At 41.0% G+C, this 18150-nt stretch carries 14 protein-coding genes and 3 tRNA genes; 7 read left to right on the forward strand and 10 right to left on the reverse strand.

Annotated features, from left to right (window positions below; all coding sequences use genetic code 11):
* Positions 1-85: 85 nt before the first annotated feature.
* Both OO007_RS06835 and OO007_RS06840 read right to left on the reverse strand, forming a co-directional pair.
* Positions 86-2506, reverse strand: a complete 2421-nt coding sequence (locus tag OO007_RS06835; RefSeq protein WP_325808240.1) for a sugar-binding protein — start codon at positions 2504-2506, stop codon at positions 86-88.
* 52 nt (positions 2507-2558) lie between these two features.
* Positions 2559-5240 carry a sugar-binding protein gene (locus OO007_RS06840; RefSeq protein WP_325808241.1) on the reverse strand — a complete coding sequence of 894 codons (2682 nt, stop codon included), beginning with the start codon at positions 5238-5240 and terminating at the stop codon, positions 2559-2561.
* Positions 5241-5544: 304 nt separating this feature from the next.
* Between OO007_RS06840 and OO007_RS06845 the strand changes: the two genes are divergently transcribed.
* The 4 genes from OO007_RS06845 (at position 5545) to OO007_RS06860 (ending at position 6251) form a co-directional block, all read left to right on the forward strand.
* Positions 5545-5620 (forward strand) — tRNA-Ala (locus tag OO007_RS06845).
* Positions 5621-5704: 84 nt separating this feature from the next.
* Entirely contained in the window at positions 5705-5977 is a 273-nt protein-coding gene (locus tag OO007_RS06850) for a hypothetical protein (RefSeq protein ID WP_207907020.1), read from the forward strand.
* A 56-nt stretch (positions 5978-6033) separates the two neighbouring features.
* Positions 6034-6108: transfer RNA gene (locus OO007_RS06855), tRNA-Glu, on the forward strand.
* Between the two features lie 67 nt (positions 6109-6175).
* Positions 6176-6251: transfer RNA gene (locus tag OO007_RS06860), tRNA-Glu, on the forward strand.
* Positions 6252-6671: 420 nt separating this feature from the next.
* Here the strand turns inward: OO007_RS06860 and OO007_RS06865 are convergent.
* The 4 genes from OO007_RS06865 to OO007_RS06880 all read right to left on the reverse strand — a co-directional run bounded on the left by OO007_RS06865 (position 6672) and on the right by OO007_RS06880 (position 10007).
* Positions 6672-8084: an ATP-binding protein gene (locus tag OO007_RS06865; RefSeq protein WP_131905487.1), complete on the reverse strand. Its 1413-nt coding sequence runs from the start codon at positions 8082-8084 to the stop codon at positions 6672-6674.
* 21 nt (positions 8085-8105) lie between these two features.
* A complete protein-coding gene (locus OO007_RS06870) occupies positions 8106-8789 on the reverse strand; it encodes a response regulator transcription factor (protein ID WP_131905486.1) in 684 nt (227 codons plus the stop codon).
* Positions 8790-8937: 148 nt separating this feature from the next.
* Positions 8938-9201, reverse strand: a complete 264-nt coding sequence (locus OO007_RS06875) for a hypothetical protein (RefSeq protein WP_325808242.1) — start codon at positions 9199-9201, stop codon at positions 8938-8940.
* Between the two features lie 170 nt (positions 9202-9371).
* The gene (locus OO007_RS06880) at positions 9372-10007 is read right to left on the reverse strand and encodes a DUF1287 domain-containing protein (RefSeq protein ID WP_131905484.1); all 636 of its coding nucleotides are present in this window, start codon (positions 10005-10007) and stop codon (positions 9372-9374) included.
* 181 nt (positions 10008-10188) lie between these two features.
* Between OO007_RS06880 and OO007_RS06885 the strand changes: the two genes are divergently transcribed.
* The 3 genes from OO007_RS06885 to OO007_RS06895 are packed head-to-tail and all read left to right on the forward strand — an operon-like array spanning position 10189 to position 12743.
* On the forward strand, positions 10189-10944 hold the full coding sequence (locus OO007_RS06885; protein ID WP_131905483.1) for a Crp/Fnr family transcriptional regulator: 756 nt from the start codon (positions 10189-10191) through the stop codon (positions 10942-10944).
* Positions 10945-10990: 46 nt separating this feature from the next.
* Entirely contained in the window at positions 10991-11710 is a 720-nt protein-coding gene (locus OO007_RS06890) for an arginyltransferase (RefSeq protein ID WP_325808243.1), read from the forward strand.
* Positions 11703-12743 carry a hypothetical protein gene (locus OO007_RS06895; protein ID WP_325808244.1) on the forward strand — a complete coding sequence of 347 codons (1041 nt, stop codon included), beginning with the start codon at positions 11703-11705 and terminating at the stop codon, positions 12741-12743. The genes OO007_RS06890 and OO007_RS06895 overlap by 8 nt, the downstream gene beginning before the upstream one ends.
* Before the next feature lie 182 nt (positions 12744-12925).
* Here the strand turns inward: OO007_RS06895 and pta are convergent, their stop codons facing one another.
* From pta to OO007_RS06915, 4 genes are all read right to left on the reverse strand, one after another.
* Entirely contained in the window at positions 12926-13897 is a 972-nt protein-coding gene (pta, locus tag OO007_RS06900) for a phosphate acetyltransferase (RefSeq protein WP_325808245.1), read from the reverse strand.
* Between the two features lie 149 nt (positions 13898-14046).
* A complete protein-coding gene (locus OO007_RS06905) occupies positions 14047-15579 on the reverse strand; it encodes an AMP-binding protein (protein WP_325808246.1) in 1533 nt (510 codons plus the stop codon).
* An 11-nt stretch (positions 15580-15590) separates the two neighbouring features.
* A complete protein-coding gene (gene sauS / locus OO007_RS06910) occupies positions 15591-17024 on the reverse strand; it encodes an acylating sulfoacetaldehyde dehydrogenase (protein WP_325808247.1) in 1434 nt (477 codons plus the stop codon).
* An 84-nt stretch (positions 17025-17108) separates the two neighbouring features.
* Positions 17109-18122 (reverse strand): Bug family tripartite tricarboxylate transporter substrate binding protein, encoded by a 1014-nt coding sequence (locus tag OO007_RS06915; protein ID WP_325808248.1) that lies wholly within the window; start codon positions 18120-18122, stop codon positions 17109-17111.
* Positions 18123-18150 lie beyond the last annotated feature (28 nt).

Below are 18150 nucleotides of genomic sequence, written 5' to 3' on the forward strand. Positions count from 1 at the left end.
GCAAGATTTAATATGAGTAATATTGATACTAAAATGTGGTTAATATTCTGTGTAAAAATGCACAATTAAAAAACTTAAATATATTCTATTGAGAAACAGGAGTGTTTTTTAACACTAAATTTGGCAATGCTTTGCTGGTATCTGCCCAGTGTAATGACTTGCTGCCTTTAATATCCTCGTCAATATCGACTATTTTAATATTAATGCCTATTTTGGTGCCATTGCTTGCATGTTTTTTTGATGATTCGCCAAAGACTTCACTCCAGGGTATTGCCGCATTCAATTGATAGCCAGTATCCGTTCGTATGAGGTGTGTTTGAGAACCTAATGAATCAAATGGTGTGAATGTAAATGTTTTTGCTTTTTCTTCCTCTGGGACAGGCTCTGACTCAGAGTTTGATTCTGACTTTGAAACGGCGTCAGATTTATCGCCTTCTGCAGTTTTCTTGTATGATTTAGACTGTTTGGAAGGAGCCTGACCCTCTTCATTAGCAACGCTGTTATCAAGCGTTAATATTATTTTGTCGCCTTTTTGAATATCGTTGTCAGTGACTGAGAAGCTAAAATACAAGTGTTTTGTATCCCAGTTTGATTGCCATTTAGCGCTCAGGTTGCTGGCAGATACACCTGATAATTTTGATGGAATGGTCATACTCTTTTGCATATTCCAGATTAACTCTGGCTTTTTTGCATACGGAACAGGCAGTTCGGTTTGTTCTGCGTCAATCACATTTTGAATAGTGGTATTTTGGTTTTCTTCTGGATGAAGGTTGCTATCCAGATAACGTAATAAAGAATCATACTTAGGGGCATCAGCACGTGCTTGTCTGATGTGTTCTTTGACTCCCCAGCTACCATACCAGCTGTATATTCTAGGCGCACTAAAGGCAACAAATAGCTTTCCTCCTGCCTGCTTCCATTCTCTCATTAATTCATCGTAAACAATGCCCATACGTGGGTCGCGATTGGCGGCATAAAGTAATGGGTTAGGGTGCTGATCTACTTTGCGTGTGTCCCAATCAACCAAGTGCTGTCCGCCTTCGTAAGCGATCAAATCCACGCCAAAAGAAGAAGCTACTTTTTGTTGTTTCTGTATATAGGAAACAATGGTTTTCATACCCCATTTAGAGGTTTTGTTCATCATTGCTTTAAATACGTCATCCACGTTATTGGCTTTGCGCAATACTTTAGGGTGAGCAGAGACATAAGGGCCGATTGCAATCGCGTCAGTGTGTTTATAGGCGTCTTTATAAGCAAGAATCTGGCTCGACATGTTTTGATTACTTGCCCAGCTTCCTAAAACACGTACCAATTGTTGTGAACCACCAAAAGCATCTTCCCATATTTTAAATACTTCAACGCTTCTCTTGGAGTACCATTTGTAACCGGCGGGTGATTTGTTGGTATCCAGTTTTTCTTCAAGTCCTTTCTCAATAGCATAATCGTGATGGATAAAGATTGGGTTCCATACTTCATTGCTGTATTCGATATAAGCTTTTAAATTTGGATTTAAGTTGGCTTTTACATATTCTCCAAACTTACGAACGTAGTCATCATTAGCTTTATAAGGCATTGAAAACCAGGGATGAGCATTGATTTGATTGGCTAAAGCAACCATGATTTCAACGGGCGCACCGCGAGAATAAAGGCCAGCACGACCACCCCATGTAGCTTTTTCTAATGTGTTTCTGCTACTCCATTTTTCAACGGGATTACGCGTCATTCCTGACATATTCATGAAGCGGACTACTTGAAAGTCTTTCATGAAGTTTAAGTAATCAGGGTTAAATAATATTTTGTCGTGATTTTCTTCAAAAGAGAGGAATTCCCCGTTTTTGCAATCAGACTCTATTTTTACTTTTATATGTGGATAGCCATCACAAATGCCACCTTCGGGTAGAATGCGTATGTTTTTAATATAGTTGTCTTTGGTGGTTTTTTTAATGAATAGCGATGCATTGAGTGTTTTATCTGCGCCAGCTTTGATTTCTATGACGTCTTTGCCGGGGCGGTGTACGACTAACCGTGCATCATTGCCGTAAAATATTTCTCCTTCCCCATCATATAAGACGGTATAAAAGCCATCTTCAATAGTATCGGCGGGTAATCTATTTAAAAATTTAGTACCCGCTTTACCGCCTTTTAGGTCAGTTGGGTAACCATTTTTATCATATTCTACGTCTTTGCTGCTGCCCCAAGGTACAGTTTCTGCAAAAGGGATTGCGGGTTTAAATAAATTTAAAAACTGAACGCTGGAAGTATCTTCTCTGACATCTGCTGTATTGATTCCCAAAAAAACATCTTGTTGTTTCTTGGTTTTGTTATCCAGATCGTTTGCTGTGCGTTTTGCATTAAGTACTGATTTTAATTGCTCCGCAGAAGGTGGTTTTGCGGCGGGCATATTGAAGTTCTTATAATTTTGGTAGCGCTGATTAAGATAAGCTCCGGCTGCAAGTGTTAATAGAACAATTGCAAGGAGGAATACGCCCTTGATGAGTTTCTGCATTTAGCCTTGAGTGGAAGTTAAAGTGATTGGTACTTTTTAAGTATTAGGCATTTTATATGCCTAATACCAACTTGCCAAATGTTTGTGGGTTTTTCCATGCCTGATCGTTTGTAGCGTGCCATGCGAGCTTACCATCACGACCATTGCCACTGTCATCATCATTGATTTGTACATCAATACCGATGTTTCTACCTGCTACAGGGCGTACACCCAAGGTTGTCCAGGGAATAGACGTTTCTAGCGTGTAACCTTTGTCTGTTCTAGTCATGGTTTGCTTGATGCCTAGCGTTCTTTTTCTGGGTGAGCTCTTGCTTAGGTTTACGTTTCTGTCTTTCCAGCGATAGATAAAGTGGAAATCATTTTTTCCATCAAATTTATTATTGCGGCTGCCATCGGCATCGACGAATATTTCTATGGAATCATCTCCCCAGGGGGCTTGTGAATCACGCATGAATTTATCATCAAGCGCATCTACGCGAACATGTAGATACTGATTATCCCAATGAGTCTGCCATACGCCGGAGAGATCGCTTCCGCCATTAATACGTCCATCTACTATGTTTCTTAAGTGCAGGGCGGCTTTATTGCTCCAAAAACGCCCACGTCCTTTTACACGATGCACAACAGCATCATGATCCTGTTTTGCTGTTGCCAGCTTTGGTGTTGGCTTTTGTGCTTTAGGCGTAACTATTTTTTGCGCTGGTTTGGCAGCAGCTGTAGCTGTCTCCCAAATCGGTTTTGCTACACTGGCAGCCACCGCAGCGGTCGCAGTTGTTTTTGTTGCTGGGTTACTGACAGCTGCGGCTGTTTTAGCTGCAGTGGTAACTGTTTTTACTGCAGCTTTGGCAATAGCTGGTGCATTTGTATTAACTTTAGGCGGCGTTGTTTTAGCCACCACTTTTGGTTTTGCTGCTGGTTTCGCTTGTGCTTTAGCTTTTGCTACCATCGCTGGGTTAGCCAGTGTTTTACCCGGTACGTTTTTCTTTTTCTTGGATGGTACTAATGCATACACATCGCCAACCGGGTTATTAGCGGGTTTATCCAGCCTTGCAACCGTTTGGCTAGTACAACCTCTCCACCAACAAGGGTTCTTGCGGGCGTATTGCATGAGTGCTCGATGCTTAGGTGCTTTATTAATCGGTTGTGTAATGTATTCTTTTGTTCCCCAGCTGCCAAACCACTGATAGGTTCTAGGTGCAGAGAAATTGACGAATAATTTTCCACCGTTATCTCTCCAGCCCTGCATAAAGACACTGTATGCCTTTGCCATGCGCCAGTCTTTATTGGCTTCTATCATCAATTTGGTTGGGTGCGACGTTACATTACGGCTCTTCCAGTCCACAAGATGTTGACCACCTTCATAGGCGATTAGATCGACGCCAAATTTCTTGGCTGTCTCTGCATTTTTATGAATGTATCCTAGTACTTTTGGAATGGAGTACTTTTCTTTTGGGTCATACATTAACTTGAATAATTGACTGACTGATCGCGCTTTTTGAGCGCTTTTAAAACTAGGGAAGAAATAGGGCGCTATTGCTATAGCATCCGTCTTCTTATAGGCATTTCTGTAAGATAACAGCATTTCAGAAAGTCGAGTCCAACCAGTCCAGCTACCCATAACGCGAACAATACGATCTGTTCCACCGAAGGTTTGTTCCCACATATCAAAAATTTGTACTGAGCGTAACGAGAAGTATTTATAACCCGCTTTATCTCTATCTTCATCAAGCTGCATGCGTTCACCCATATCTTTTACGTAGTGTGCTTGGGTGAAAATAGAGTTCCAGGCTTCGTTGGTATATTCAACATAGGCTTTGAGGCCTGGTTTTAAATTATCTTTTACGTATTTCGCGTATTGTCTAACGAAATTATTATCGGCCTTGTGTGGCAGCGTAAACCATGGATCTGCATTGAGTCGATTTGCCAGTGCCACCATGATTTCTAAAGGAGCACCACGCACACCTTGTTTACCAGCCCAGGTCGCATCTTTTAACTTAGGACGTTCATCCCATGAGCTAATTGGATTACGTGTAATACCAGACATATTCATAAAGCGCACAACTTTAAAGTCCTTCATATAATCAAGGTATGCAGGGTTAAAGATTAAGCTTTCATGATAGTTTTCGAATGCAAGGTAACGAGAACCTTTACAGTAGCGTTTATCCTTCACGTGTTTGAATGGATTGTTCGAACATACGCCGCCCGGCATAAGTACACGAATATTTCGTAGATAGTTTTTTGCGTTACTATTTTCGATGATTAACTTAACGCGGAATTCTTTGTCTTTACCCGCATGAATAGAAATAATGTCTTTTCCGGGTTCACGGCTAACGAGTTTGGCATCGTCACTGTAACTAAGAATGCCTTCTCCATCATATAGGACGGTATAATTTCCTTCTGGTACGGTTTCTTTAGGTAGTTTATATAAGAAGCGAGTGCCTGCCTTTCCGCCATTTAGATTTTTTGGCCAGCCATGTTCATCGTATTCTACTTTTCCTTTTGTGAGCCAGGGGCGTGCTTCTTCAAAGGGAATGGACGTTTTAAAGACGTCTATAAACGGAATACTGGCGTCGTCATCCATGACCTCATTACTATTCACCCCTAAAGGTGAACGTGTATTGGGACCAGCGTAACTATAATGCGTAAAAATAGTGCATTGTAGAATAAATAATAGCCCGATTATTCCTGCTCTCTGAAGTTTTTTAGGTTTCAGTTTCTTTGATAGGTAATTCATTATTATTGTTTTAGCAATCCATGTTAATTAGCAAACTATGCTTCATTATTTTTCTATTCACTTAAATCCCCTTTAGTGAATAATAATGATTAGCATTCTAGCAGTAAGTTCTCATGCCCAAGAGACAAATATCTGAGATTACGATTTTTATTGTTCTCAAGAGTACATGGCATTGGCTTAATACACGCTGACTAAAGGTATAAAAAACAATAGTAATAAAAACTCTAAAATTGTCGAAAATAATCAACATAATATGCTTGACAGCTTTTAATATTTGCCTCACAATTCGCGCTCTTTTGGCAGTGGGGCTATAGCTCAGCTGGGAGAGCGCTGCAATGGCATTGCAGAGGTCGGCGGTTCGATCCCGCCTAGCTCCACCATTATATTTATTTGTAATGGTCGCTCATAAGAGTAATAGTTTCGATGTATAGTAAGAGTCGATTGAGATGAGAGTAACTTAGATCATGAAAACACTTGCACGCATTGGCCAGGTAGTATTTATCATCGGTTTAGTATTAGCCGTCGTCGGACTCATAGTAGGTTTTACCTTTATGTTTCAGGGGAATGATAAATGGGCAATGAGATTTTTGATGGCTGTACCAACTGGTTTCGTTTTTTTATTTACTGGTCTGGCAACTTCTGTTATGTTCTCGCCCCGTGATGATTCTGAACTTAATAAGAAAAGATCATTGCAGGATTTACACGAAGATGTGTTAGATCCAAATGTAAAAAAGTAGCGTCTTTAATCTGAATTAGCTCTTGTCTATTTTAGATTAAGCACATGAAAATATGTGTCCCCATCGTCTAGTGGTTAGGACACCGCCCTTTCACGGCGGTAACCGGGGTTCGAGTCCCCGTGGGGACGCCATTTTTTACACTATTTTGTAGGGCTCTTTTTAGGAGTGTTACAGAATTACAAATTGAATAGATCCAAGGTCCCCATCGTCTAGTGGCCTAGGACACCGCCCTTTCACGGCGGTAACCGGGGTTCGAGTCCCCGTGGGGACGCCATTCAAGGCTTTATTTACTAACTGCCATTCTGTCAGTTATCAATGTTTTACATCTATTAGCAAAAACACACCTCCCCACTTACGGGCACTTTTTTACTTTCCTCATGTATTTTTTGATGTTGTGCGCATGTCTTTGCGTTCTAGTGTTTCATCTTCTAATATAAATATGCTCTGATTTTAAGGCATTGTACTTATATAGAAGTCGGCTACAGCTGAAATTTAGATATAGCAATTAAGAACTATGAATTGTGGGTTATGAATTAAAATCTGACAATAACAGGCCTAATCAATATGGTTAGTATTCGCTTTTAGTTGGGGCTTATGAAGCTCTAGTCACGATTAGAATAGAGTGATAATAAAAATGATGGAATGGTGGGTTTAGGACTGATCTGATGCAGTGTTGTACATAACTGCATTTGCTTTACATGGGTAAATGTAATCTGACTCTGGCGCCTACATAGGGCGATATCAGTAATTCTATCTTACCGCCAATGGCTTCGACTATTTCAGTACTTACAGCTAAGCCAATGCCTTGTCCTTCTGATTGGCTATCTGCTCGAATTCCGCGCTGTAATAGCTCAGAAGGGTTTTTGTCGGGAAAGCCAAGGCCATCATCATCGATATCAATAATCAATGTGTCACCGTTCTGTGTGCCCGTTATCTCAACAATTTTTTCACAGAAGCGGCAGGCGTTATTCGCGAGGTTGCCAAAAACCTCCATCATGTCGTCTTCTTCCATGCGGCATTTTGAGAAATCATCTACATTGATAACAAATTCAAAAGGTTTGTCTCGGTATACCTTGATTAAAGACTCTTTTAATCGGTAGAGCACTGGTCTGACAGCTTGTTGTTTGATGATGGTACCACCGTGCTCATTAACAACTGCACGCCTAAGTTGATAGGCAATAATGTCATCCATGCGTTCAACCTGGGTACGAATAGTGTCATTGTGACTTTTCTCTGCGGAGCTTTGAAGAACTGAGAGTGGTGTTTTAAGGCTGTGGGCAAGATCATCAAGTGCGTCGCGGTAGCGTTGTTTCTGGCCTTTTTCTGCGTTTATTAATGCGTTTACCGCACTTTTTACTGCTGATAACTCAGTAGGGTATTCTTTGCTTATAAGTTGCTGTTCACCAGACTCAATCTTGTTGATCTCTTGTTCAAACTTTCTAATTGGTGTGATTACCAGATAGCTACTGACAAGCTGCGAGATTAAAACCAGAATAGTAGTTATAAGGAAGAGCAATAAAATATTACGAATAATTTCATCGTGACCTTTTTGTAAGGTTTCAGCAGATTTGGCTAAAATAAGCTGATAGGCCCCGTTTGGTTTGTAATTGAATCCACGTGCATAAACAATGTAGTTTTCTGCGCCGTCAAGCTTGGAGACGTTTCTGCCTTGCGTATCTTCCGGGTTGAGAATATCTACCCCTTCAACTTCTGCGGGCATATTCAATAAGAAAGTGGTGAAAACTTTTCGTTTATCTTTGGCGAAACGGCCTGCGCTGATGTCATTGAAAGGGTATTGGCTGTGCCAGACAATATTTCCGGTCTCAGTGTGTTGTATATAGGCAAACTTTTCCGAGCTTAATTTGCTGAAATTATTTCTAGTCAAGAAAGCAAGGAAATCGTTTTTAGAGCTGTTATCAATAACGAATTTACCGTCATGGAAATCCATGAAGCCCATTAATTCAAGGCCAGCTTCACTTAATGAAGACTCTTCGTCCTTAAGCATCTTATGTTGTGTGACATAATATAAAACACTTCCTAAAAGCAGAATGCCCAGGAATATAATGGCTAGGGCACTTAGGAATTGCCGGCTACGAAGAGAACTCATGTAAGTCTGTCTTGTTGTGTATTAGTTATTGTTGCGAGTGAGTGTGAAGCGGTAGCCGCGACCACGTAATGTCTCGATTGGATTGATTGATCCATCAGGGTCAAGTTTCATTCTTAAGCGACGAATAAATACTTCAATAACATTACTGTCTCTGTCTGACTCATCGTCATACATGCTTTCTGTTAAATCGGTTTTTGAGATGACTTCACCTGCATGCATCATCAGGTGCTCTATGACTTTGTATTCATAAGCAGTCAGAGAAATTTCTTCGTCATGAACTAAAACGCGTTGCTCAGATGTATTCAAGCGAATTGGACCGCAAGAAAATTCAGCCTGAGACCATCTGCCAGTGCGGCGAAGTAGGGCGCGCATGCGTGCTAATAATTCTTCGTGATGGAATGGCTTATCGACATAATCATCGGCACCGGCCTCTAAGCCTTCTACGCGGTTTTGCCAGCGTGTACGTGCGGTAAGAATAATTACTGGGTAATCTTTTCCGGCATCACGTAATTGTTTGATGATATCCAATCCACTAACTTCAGGAAGACCCAAGTCTACGATCGCGATATCAATTGGGTATTCTAGTGCGTAATATAAACCTTGAGAACCTTCCGCTGCTGCATCAACCACATAGCCTTCCCCTTGCAATGTGTCGATGAGTTGTTCACGAATATCTGCATCATCTTCGACAACCAGTACTCTCATAATAACCCCATTTGTTTCTGTATTTTATGATCTTCTGATAGTTATTCTTTTGTCTAATTATCAAGTAATTAGCAACGAAAAAAAATAACTTTGAGGGTCATTATACACAGTAAATTACAGCACATAATTATTTTTATAGGCTTAATATTTATTTTTCTGTCTGTGCAATGGTTTCTACGTAACAACCGAGTTTAATCATCTGGAATTCACCCTGATCTTCAAGAAATTTCACATGATGACAATCAGGGTTGGTGTAACTGGATTGCTTCTTAATAGAAAGCACACGACCATTTAAAATAGTTTTAACCATCGCTATAACCTCTAGCTTTGTGATGGGTTGAGTAGGAATAGTCCTTTTGATCGGAATGCTAATAACTTCAGCCTGAGCTGAAATTGGTGTAAGGCTACACATTCCCATTATAAAAATGAAAAGTAATGATTTTATAAGAGGATGCTTACGCAACGTTATCCTCATAATGACCCCGGAATTTAGTTATTTATTGGTATAGAGTCTATATATCATTTAATCAATTAACCAAAGCTGAACAGATGTTCAGTTAAATTGATAAGAGGGAAAAAAACTTATAAATCAGGCTGGTAGCGATAGTGACCGGTAATCTTCATAGTAAACAGCACATCTTCGAGTTTTGGACCTTTACCTATGTTGTGAACAATTAAGGGTCTTTTTTTATCGTAGCTCACTTTATTGGTGACGATACCGATATGCGGCATGCCAGGCATGATGTCCCATGTGACTAAATCGCCGGGTAAGTAATCGTTAGCTCTATTTGTAATCGGTAATGCCGAGCCGTTACGCGCAAAGAAAACACGTAAGTTAAGCACTCTGCGGTGGTCTATATTCGGATCGGCTTGGACTCGATTCCATTTTGGTAAGTTAGGATATTGGGAGAAGCTTTGACGCATATCGTGAAAAACGCGTTCTTGTAAATCGATACCTAATTTCCTATATGCACGAACCACGACATCGGTACACACGCCAATATTTTTAGGCACATCACCCCAGGGAAAAGGTATTGCCACATAACGTCCGTCGTATCTAACTCTGTGTTTTAGACGTTCAAGTGCGGCATCGACTAAATTTAAAGAGAATGCGACACGCTTAATATCGTGTACAGTCGAACTACCTTGAGAAAAACCATTACTGGTTGTAAGGAAATAGCACGCAACTAATGCTAAAAATTTTGCCCCTAATTTCATTGGCTTAGCCCTTATAATTATATTGTCTGGATATTTGTCAAACGAGCCCCATCGTTTGACAATAGCAATAATATATCGAAATTATATTTTTTTCAGTAAAATGAAACCAATAATCAAAAAATCAACTCACTGTCTAACAGATTTAGGTTTGTCTGTGGTGATATAAATAAGGTAAAAATTAGTGTCACATGTTAAATGCAAAGGTCATTGTTATACGTGTCCAGTTCGTCACCAAAGTATCTTCTCTGAGTTACCGGAAGAGTCTTTAGAAGCCACCATTCAGGACTTTCATACTTCCGTTTTGACGTTCGAATCTGGAGAAACATTGTTTCGCCAATTTGATGATAGCTCGGAGAGCGCATACACGTTGAGAAAAGGCCTGATTAAAGTCACTAAGAGCTTGCCGGATGGACGTACACAAATCGTGCGTATTCTGGTTGCTGGTGATTTGTTTGGCTTTGATGGTTTTGCCAATGAAAGTTATAACAATACTGCGATAGCGCTCACAGATTGCGAAGTATGTCGCTTGCCCATGGCTGAATTAGCCGTGTTGCGCAAATCTACGCCTGAAATTGATCAATCCATGGTTGCGCGTCTAATCAAAAATATTCGTCAGTCCGAAGATATGTTGTTAGAGCTTGGCGCTAAAAAAGCTTCTGAAAAATTAGCTAGTTTTATCATGCGCTTGAGTCTTTCTGATCAAAATTTGTCCTTTTCTGTTGATGCTTTAGATAGCGCACCCGCTTCTGAATGGTCTAAGCTACACTTGTCTCGAAGTGAAATTGGTTCTCTGTTAGGATTAACTATCGAAACGGTGAGTCGATTCTTTTCCGACTGGAAACGTAAAGGTTTCATTAAGGAGGAAAAGGGTAGTATTCAGATACTTGATGCGACAGCATTGAAGAATGCAGCATGTACTCAGGGGGCTTGCAATTAGAGTCATTTATAATGTTTTTCTTTAGATGGGTTAATAATCTTTCACAATGAAACTTGATCAGCCACTCAAAATATTTCCTACAGGTATGCACCCGTGTTCATATCTACCAGGTCTTATTGCAAGAAACGCAGTAGTCGATCCCGATTACGAAATGACACCGCATGTCTACGATTACTTAATTCAAAATGGCTTTAGACGCAGTGGCGAACAAGTCTACCGTCCGTATTGTCATACTTGCGAAGAGTGTGTAACAACCAGAATACCAGTAGCTGACTTTACTAGAAGCAAAAGTCAGAGACGTAACTGGAAGTTAAACAGTGATCTGAGTGTTGAAATAAACACTGCTGGATTTCGTGAGGAATACTTAGCGCTATACCAACGCTATCTGGAAAGTCGTCACGAAAGTCAGGATTACGAAGGGGTTGAAAAATTCCTGTTGGCTGATTGGTGTGATATCGATTTTTATGAGTTTTACTCTGAAGATGAGTCGGGCAATAAAAATCTTATTGGTGTGGCCGTTACAGATGTCGTTAAATCCGGTTTATCTGCGGTGTATACGTTTTTCGATCCTGAAGAAGGGAATAAGCGCGGTTTAGGTGTTTACGCCGTGTTATGGCAAATTGAATATGCTAAACAGCAACAGCTTGAATATGTTTATCCTGGTTTCTGGATAAAAGATTGCCGTAAAATGAATTATAAAACGCGTTACCAGCCTATCGAAGGTTTAATCAAAGGGAAATGGATAGCGCTGCAAAAAGATGCTTAAGTGGCACACCTTTAAAACAAAATTTAGACTTGGTTTATTTATTCTATCTCTCAGTGCATTCGCATTTAGTTTGTATCAAGTCACTCAATACTGGAACTATCAAGATGTTCTAGTCGATCTTTCTAAGCAATTAAAAAAGTCGGTAAGTCAGGAAGCAGTTGAATCTGAAATTGAAGCGGCATTTATTCGTTCAGACTTTGATGATGTGCGCATGTATCTTGAAATTGCCAAAAAACATAACTATCCACTAGCTTTTTCTAAGTATGAACAACAATTAGCAGAGCAAGACACTCAGGTTAAACGCATCGTTAATAACACCTCAAACTTCATTGATGGGTTTCTTAAAGGTGATGGTTCTAATATTGCAGGCATTGCCGGAGCTGTCAGTGCAGATTTTACAGTCGTGGGTGACGTCAGGGATTTGAAGAAAGAAACAAATAAGTATCTGGCAGGAAAAGACGTGAATGAGCTGATTGTTATTTTGTCGGGTACCGGAATTGGTTTAACCGCTTTAACTATTGGTTCTATGGGGACTGCTGCTCCCGCTAAAACGGGTGCTTCCATGATGAAGCTGGCTGTTAAAACACAAAGAATTAGTAAAGGCTTTCAGAAGCAACTGCTGAAACTTGGCAGAAAGATATTCGATTGGCCTGCGTTTACCCGTTTAGTCAAACAAGATAACAGTTTAAATAATATACAGCGCGCTGCCAAACGCGCTTATCACCCAGATGCGATCCAGCCACTTAAAAAAGTTGCGGTACAGGTGAATACGATTCGTAAATCCAGTTCCGCAGTAGATACGCTGCATTTACTTAAATACGTTGAGACTACCGATGATCTGCGTCATTTGGAAAAAGTCACACTGAAATATGGCAGTCAAACCAAAGGGATGATGAAACTCGTTGGAAAAGGGGCGTTAAGAACGGTCAAGGTTTTAAAAAGAACAACTGAATTATTGCTAAGTGTTATTAGTAGTATCGTTTCAGGAGTAATTAGTCTGCTTTTATTTCTGCTGAGAAAAGTCGTGATTTGATAGCTTTCTTTTTATGTAAGTATAAAAAAAAGTGCCTCAAAGTAGGGGGGTGGCTTTGTTCATTTTTCTAAGGTCTAAAAACACATCGAAGGCTCTGCATGGAATCTTCGATGTGTTTTTATGAGTAGTTAACGATTAAATGTACTTACGTGTTTGATTTAGCCTAAGTGCATTTAGGTTATTTATTCGCACTGCAAACAGGTTACCGCAATCGTATTAATGATCGCTTCTACATCGGCTCCACGAGATAAATCATTCACTGGTTTTGCCAAGCCTTGGAGGATAGGTCCAACCGCTGTGGCGTTGCCAAAGCGTTCTGCAATTTTATAGCCGATATTGCCCGCTTCTAATGACGGGAAGACAAAAATATTGGCAGGTGCCTGAAAATCAGAATCGGGCCATTTCGTCGCCAATACACGTTTAGACATAGCAGCATCTAGCTGAATTTCTCCAATGATATTTAGCTCTGGAGCCTGTTCTTTGACTAGATCGGTCGCTTCTCGGACTTTATCCACTGAGATATGCTTTGCACTGCCATTTGTTGAGAAAGACAGCATTGCAATTTTAGGGTCCATGCCAAGTAATTTTTTTGCATTCTTGGCACTTTGAATGGCGATGTCTGCCAGTATTTCTGCGTCCGGGTCTATATTAATCGCGCAATCGGCAAATAATACCGGGCTTTCTAATGGCGCTTCTAACAACATAATAAAAAAGCTAGATAATCGCGTGGTTGGCGTTTCAGTACCCAAAACATGCAGTGCTGCACGAATTACATTTCCGGTTGAATTTATCACACCCGCAACACAGGCGTCGGCATCGCCAGCTTGGACCATTAAGTCTCCAAAATACAAAGGCTGAAGACTTATTTTATCGGCTTGTGTCTGAGTCATGCCTTTCTTTTCACGTAGCTTAAACAGATTCGTAGCGTAATTATTGTCACTGGTCTCGGGATGAACGATAGTGATATTCCCTAAACTCAAGTTCAATTTTTCTAGTTGAGTGTTTATTACCGCGGGGTCACCAAGTAAAGTGATCTTGGCGATACCTTGTTGGTCAGCTGCTACAGCAGCCTGAAGAATACGATCGTCACTACTTTCAGGAAGTACAATGCGTTTAGGTGATTGTTGTGCAAGTGTTATAAAGTCAGGATTCATGGGGTTTTTATCGCTTATTAGTTAGCCGGTTTAGATGCTTTGTGTTCTTTGAATGGTATATTTTTAGTATTTTAATCAAAAAAAAGGCCTAGAAGTAGGGGGGTGCCATTTTATTTTTTAATACGAATAATTCCTGAAATTAGACACCGCTAAGCGCTTAACTTTAATCGTTGAATTTTTCCAGAAGGTCCCTTGGGTAATTCATCCATAATAGTGATCTGTTTGGGTGATTTGTATTTTCCCAGTTTTTCTATACAAAGTTCTAAAAGCTCTTCCTGATTCACTGTCATGCCCGGACATAACGCCACAGATGCCATTACTTCCTGACCATAGTGTTCGTCTTCGATACCGAATGCGGCGGCTTCCAGCACAGCAGGATGACCATATAAAATATCATCAATTTCCCGAGGCGCTATATTCTCGCCTCCTTTAATGATGAGCTCTTTGAGACGTCCTGTGATGAAGAAAAAACCATCTTCATCTTCATAAGCAAGATCCCCAGTGTGTAGCCATCCATCTTCAGTGATTGTTTCTTTGGTGACTTCGGGGTTTTTGTAATAACCCTGCATCACATTATCACCTTTAATCATCAGTTCCCCGATGGTGCCAGTAGGTGCTTCACTACCATCGTCTTTGATTATTTTTGCCTGATTACCAAACGCAGTGCCCGGTGAGCCGTATTTAATGCTCTTAGGAGGCATAGGGTTTGATAAAATCTGTGCAGCTGTTTCAGTGAGTCCCATGGTTTCGATGATATGAATGCCAAAACGTTTTTCGAATTGCTGGTGTTTTGACGGTGAAAGCGCAGCTGATGCGGATCGCCCAAAGCGTACCTGACGTTTTATATCCAGCATCATTTTATCGCTGGTGCCTTCTCCATCGTGATCAATCAGATAGGAGATAATGGTCGGCACTATACTGAACCAGGTACACCGATGATGGTGAATGTCTTGCCAGAAACGTCGAGTACTGAATTTATCTGAAATCACCAATTTGCTGTCACTGACTAAGGTTCCCATCACAGAAACCATTTGTGCATTGATGTGGTACAAGGGTAAAACACAGAGACTGATATCTTCAGCCGTCAATTGATGTGCAACGGCGGTATTACGCCCGCCTGCAATAACATTTTTGTGTGAGAGCAAGACGCCTTTGGGCTTGCCTGTCGTGCCTGATGTATACATCAAAATGGCTATGCTATCAGGGCAGATTTTATTTTCAGTTTTGGAAGTATTTATCTCAGGGAATTCGACAACAGGACCTGTGGTTTCATCAGTATCTATAATTTTGGTTGAATCGGGTATTTGTGAAAAAACATCACTAAACTTGCTCGTAAATTTTTCATTGGTGAAAATTAACTTCGCGTCAGAATGTTCTGTTACATAGGCCAATGCATCTGGGCCACTTAGTGCATTTAGTGCAAGAATGACGCGGCCGCTATACATTACCCCCAGGAATAAGATCGTCGTCCAGTAACCATTATCAAGTAGGAAAGCTACGGTCTCACCCAATTCGATGCCCTCATCATCCAGAAGGGCATCAATTTCCTGGGCGTGAGTTTGTAGCTGTGACCAGGTCAGGTATTCATCTACTCCTTCAGTGGCGATAAGAAAAGGTCTATCAGGATGTTGTTTCGCACCTTGGTCAATGATTTTTTTAACGGTCTGTAATCTGGTTGGCATAAATTAAACCTCTACTCTGCGGCCAAAGGTGAGATGTTATGCGCCTTCCAGTAATCACCGAATACACTATCAAGAGACGGTTGATTAACAGGAATAGTCCGGACAATACGCGTCGTATTTAAATAGTATTTATAATTCATATTGTCTGACATATTGTTATTGCCCCATGTGCCGCAACCCATCGAGAGAGAAAAGGGCATGCCATTGTCAAAACTTCCGCCGGTGGCAAAACAATGTGCCTGATTAACGATAATTCGACAAGCTGGCATGTTTAGACCAAGGTCAAATATACGTTTATCATTGTTCGAATGAATGCTGATTGAATGCCCTTTACCCTGAAAATCCAGAATGTGATTGGTAATGTTTTTGGCGTCGTTAAAATCACTGGCACGGTAAACCGTTAGAACGGGGGAAAGTTTTTCTCCCGAAAGAGGGTGATCTTCTCCAATTCCGGTTGCAGCGACGCACAGTACTTTTGCATTTTCCTGATTGGGTGAATCGAGCTCACACATCTGGGCTATTTCGTTGGCTTTTTTGGCGATTACTGCCTGATTCAAATAGCCGTTTTGCCATAATTTTTTGCATACTTTATCTCGTTCACTGTCACTCAGCATGATGGCATGTTGTTTGGCTAATGCTTCAATCATTTGGTCGTAAACAGCATCTACGATAACGAGTTGATTTTCAGATGAACAACTGGTGGCATTATCAAATGCTTTCGATGCGACAATTTTTTGCGCGGCTGAATCCAGGTTGGCTGTTTCATCGACTATGGAAACGACATTTCCCGCGCCAACACCAAAAGCTGGGGTGCCGCTGGCATAAGCATCGCGCATATTGTTTTGTGATCCGGTAGCAACCACCAGATCAACTTCTTTCATTAGTTGCTGAGTATCTGCTTTGTTGATTGGAAAGGGTAAGTGCTGAACCAAATCTTTTGGTGCGCCGATACGTTCCAGTTCAGTATGCATGAATTCAACTAATTTGGCACAGCTACTGGCACCTTTGGGAGAAGGCGCAAGTATCATCGCGTTTCGACACTTTAGTGCATTAATGGTTTTATTGGCAGGTGTCGCAGCAGGATTTGTTGAGGGCACAATGGCTCCTACTACGCCCACAGGTCGAGCTATTTTAACAATACCCTTTTCGATATTTTCAGAGACGACACCGACTGTTTTAACGCCTTGTAAATCACGTAACAGCCCGAGTGTTTTACGATGATTTTTAATGATTTTATCTTCAATATTTCCAAGCCCAGTATCAGCAACTGACATCATCGCCAGCGTCTTATTGTTTTCCGGGTTCATAATGCTCCAGCCCAAGGCTGTAACAACTTCGTCAACTTGTTCCTGAGTATACTGCTCATAGATAAGTTGAGCTTTGCGGGCTCTGTTAACGAGTTCTGTAACGTTATTCGATGTCGAGTGTTGTCTTTCAGTGTTCATAGACTATGTCGTTCTTTCAATGAATTTTAAAAAAATGGTGACCGATGAATACTGTGTATCCATCGGCCTAACGTGTAATAAAAGTTATTTCAAACCTTCAAGTAATGCAGAGAGTGCAGTCTGTCTTTCTGCCCACATGGCGACGACTTCATCGCGGCTCATTATTTTTACCGGAGAATTAGTTTGCTTCATTTTTCCGATAGTCTTTGAGTCTTCAAACATGACAGGGACTGATTTGGCTAAATAATCGATAACATCCTGAGGTGTTCCTTTAGGAACCATCAAACCACGGAAGTTTACACTCGAATTATCAACATCAATACCAGACTCTTTAAGTGTAGAAACATCGGGTAAAAATGAATGTCTTTCGAGATCAGCAACCGCGAGGATTTTGATGTCATCAGAAGCGCGTGCGGCATCCGATAGGTTATTAAACCCGGCTTTAACCTGTCCGCCTTTTACCAGTTTCATCGCGCCAACACCGCCTTTTCCCGGTACGTATTTAATATCTATTCCGGCTGCTTTTGCGAGTTGTAAATGCGCGATATGATGTCCTACAAATTTACCCGCACCACTTACGGTGATTTTTCCGGGATTCTCTTTTGCGAAAGCAACTAAATCTGCAACAGTATTGAATGGGCTGTCTTTACCCACGATAAGTACTGCTGGGTCAGCACCCCAGTTTCCTACAGGTTCCAGATTGTTGATGTTGTATTTAGTGTCATAGACAATCGATTGAGCAATAAAGTGAGGCACGTTATACGCCGCCATCATATAACCATCTTTGGGCGCTTTATCTGCAAACCAGTTCCAGCCTTTTCGGCCACCAGCGCCTGGTTTATTAGTGACATAGATCGGTTGGCCTATTGAAATAGGTTTGTCGTCTTTCATCTTTGCGGATGCTAACGTGGCAATACGTGCCTGAAAGTCAGTAGCACCCCCCGGGTTATACGCCACCATCACCCCAATCGGGCGTTCTGGGTAACCTTCTGCATAGCTATTTGTGGTAGCAGCTATGGTTAACAGGCTGGTGCCTAGCATGATGCCTAGCTTGGTGAATTTACTTTTCCTTTGGTGTTTTTTAGTTCGTTGGTACACTTTTATTCGTTGGCACATCTTTGTTAGT

Origin of the sequence: Cocleimonas sp. KMM 6892, assembly GCF_035798195.1 — a bacterium.
In the GTDB taxonomy this organism is placed as follows: Bacteria; Pseudomonadota; Gammaproteobacteria; order Thiotrichales; family Thiotrichaceae; genus Cocleimonas; species Cocleimonas flava.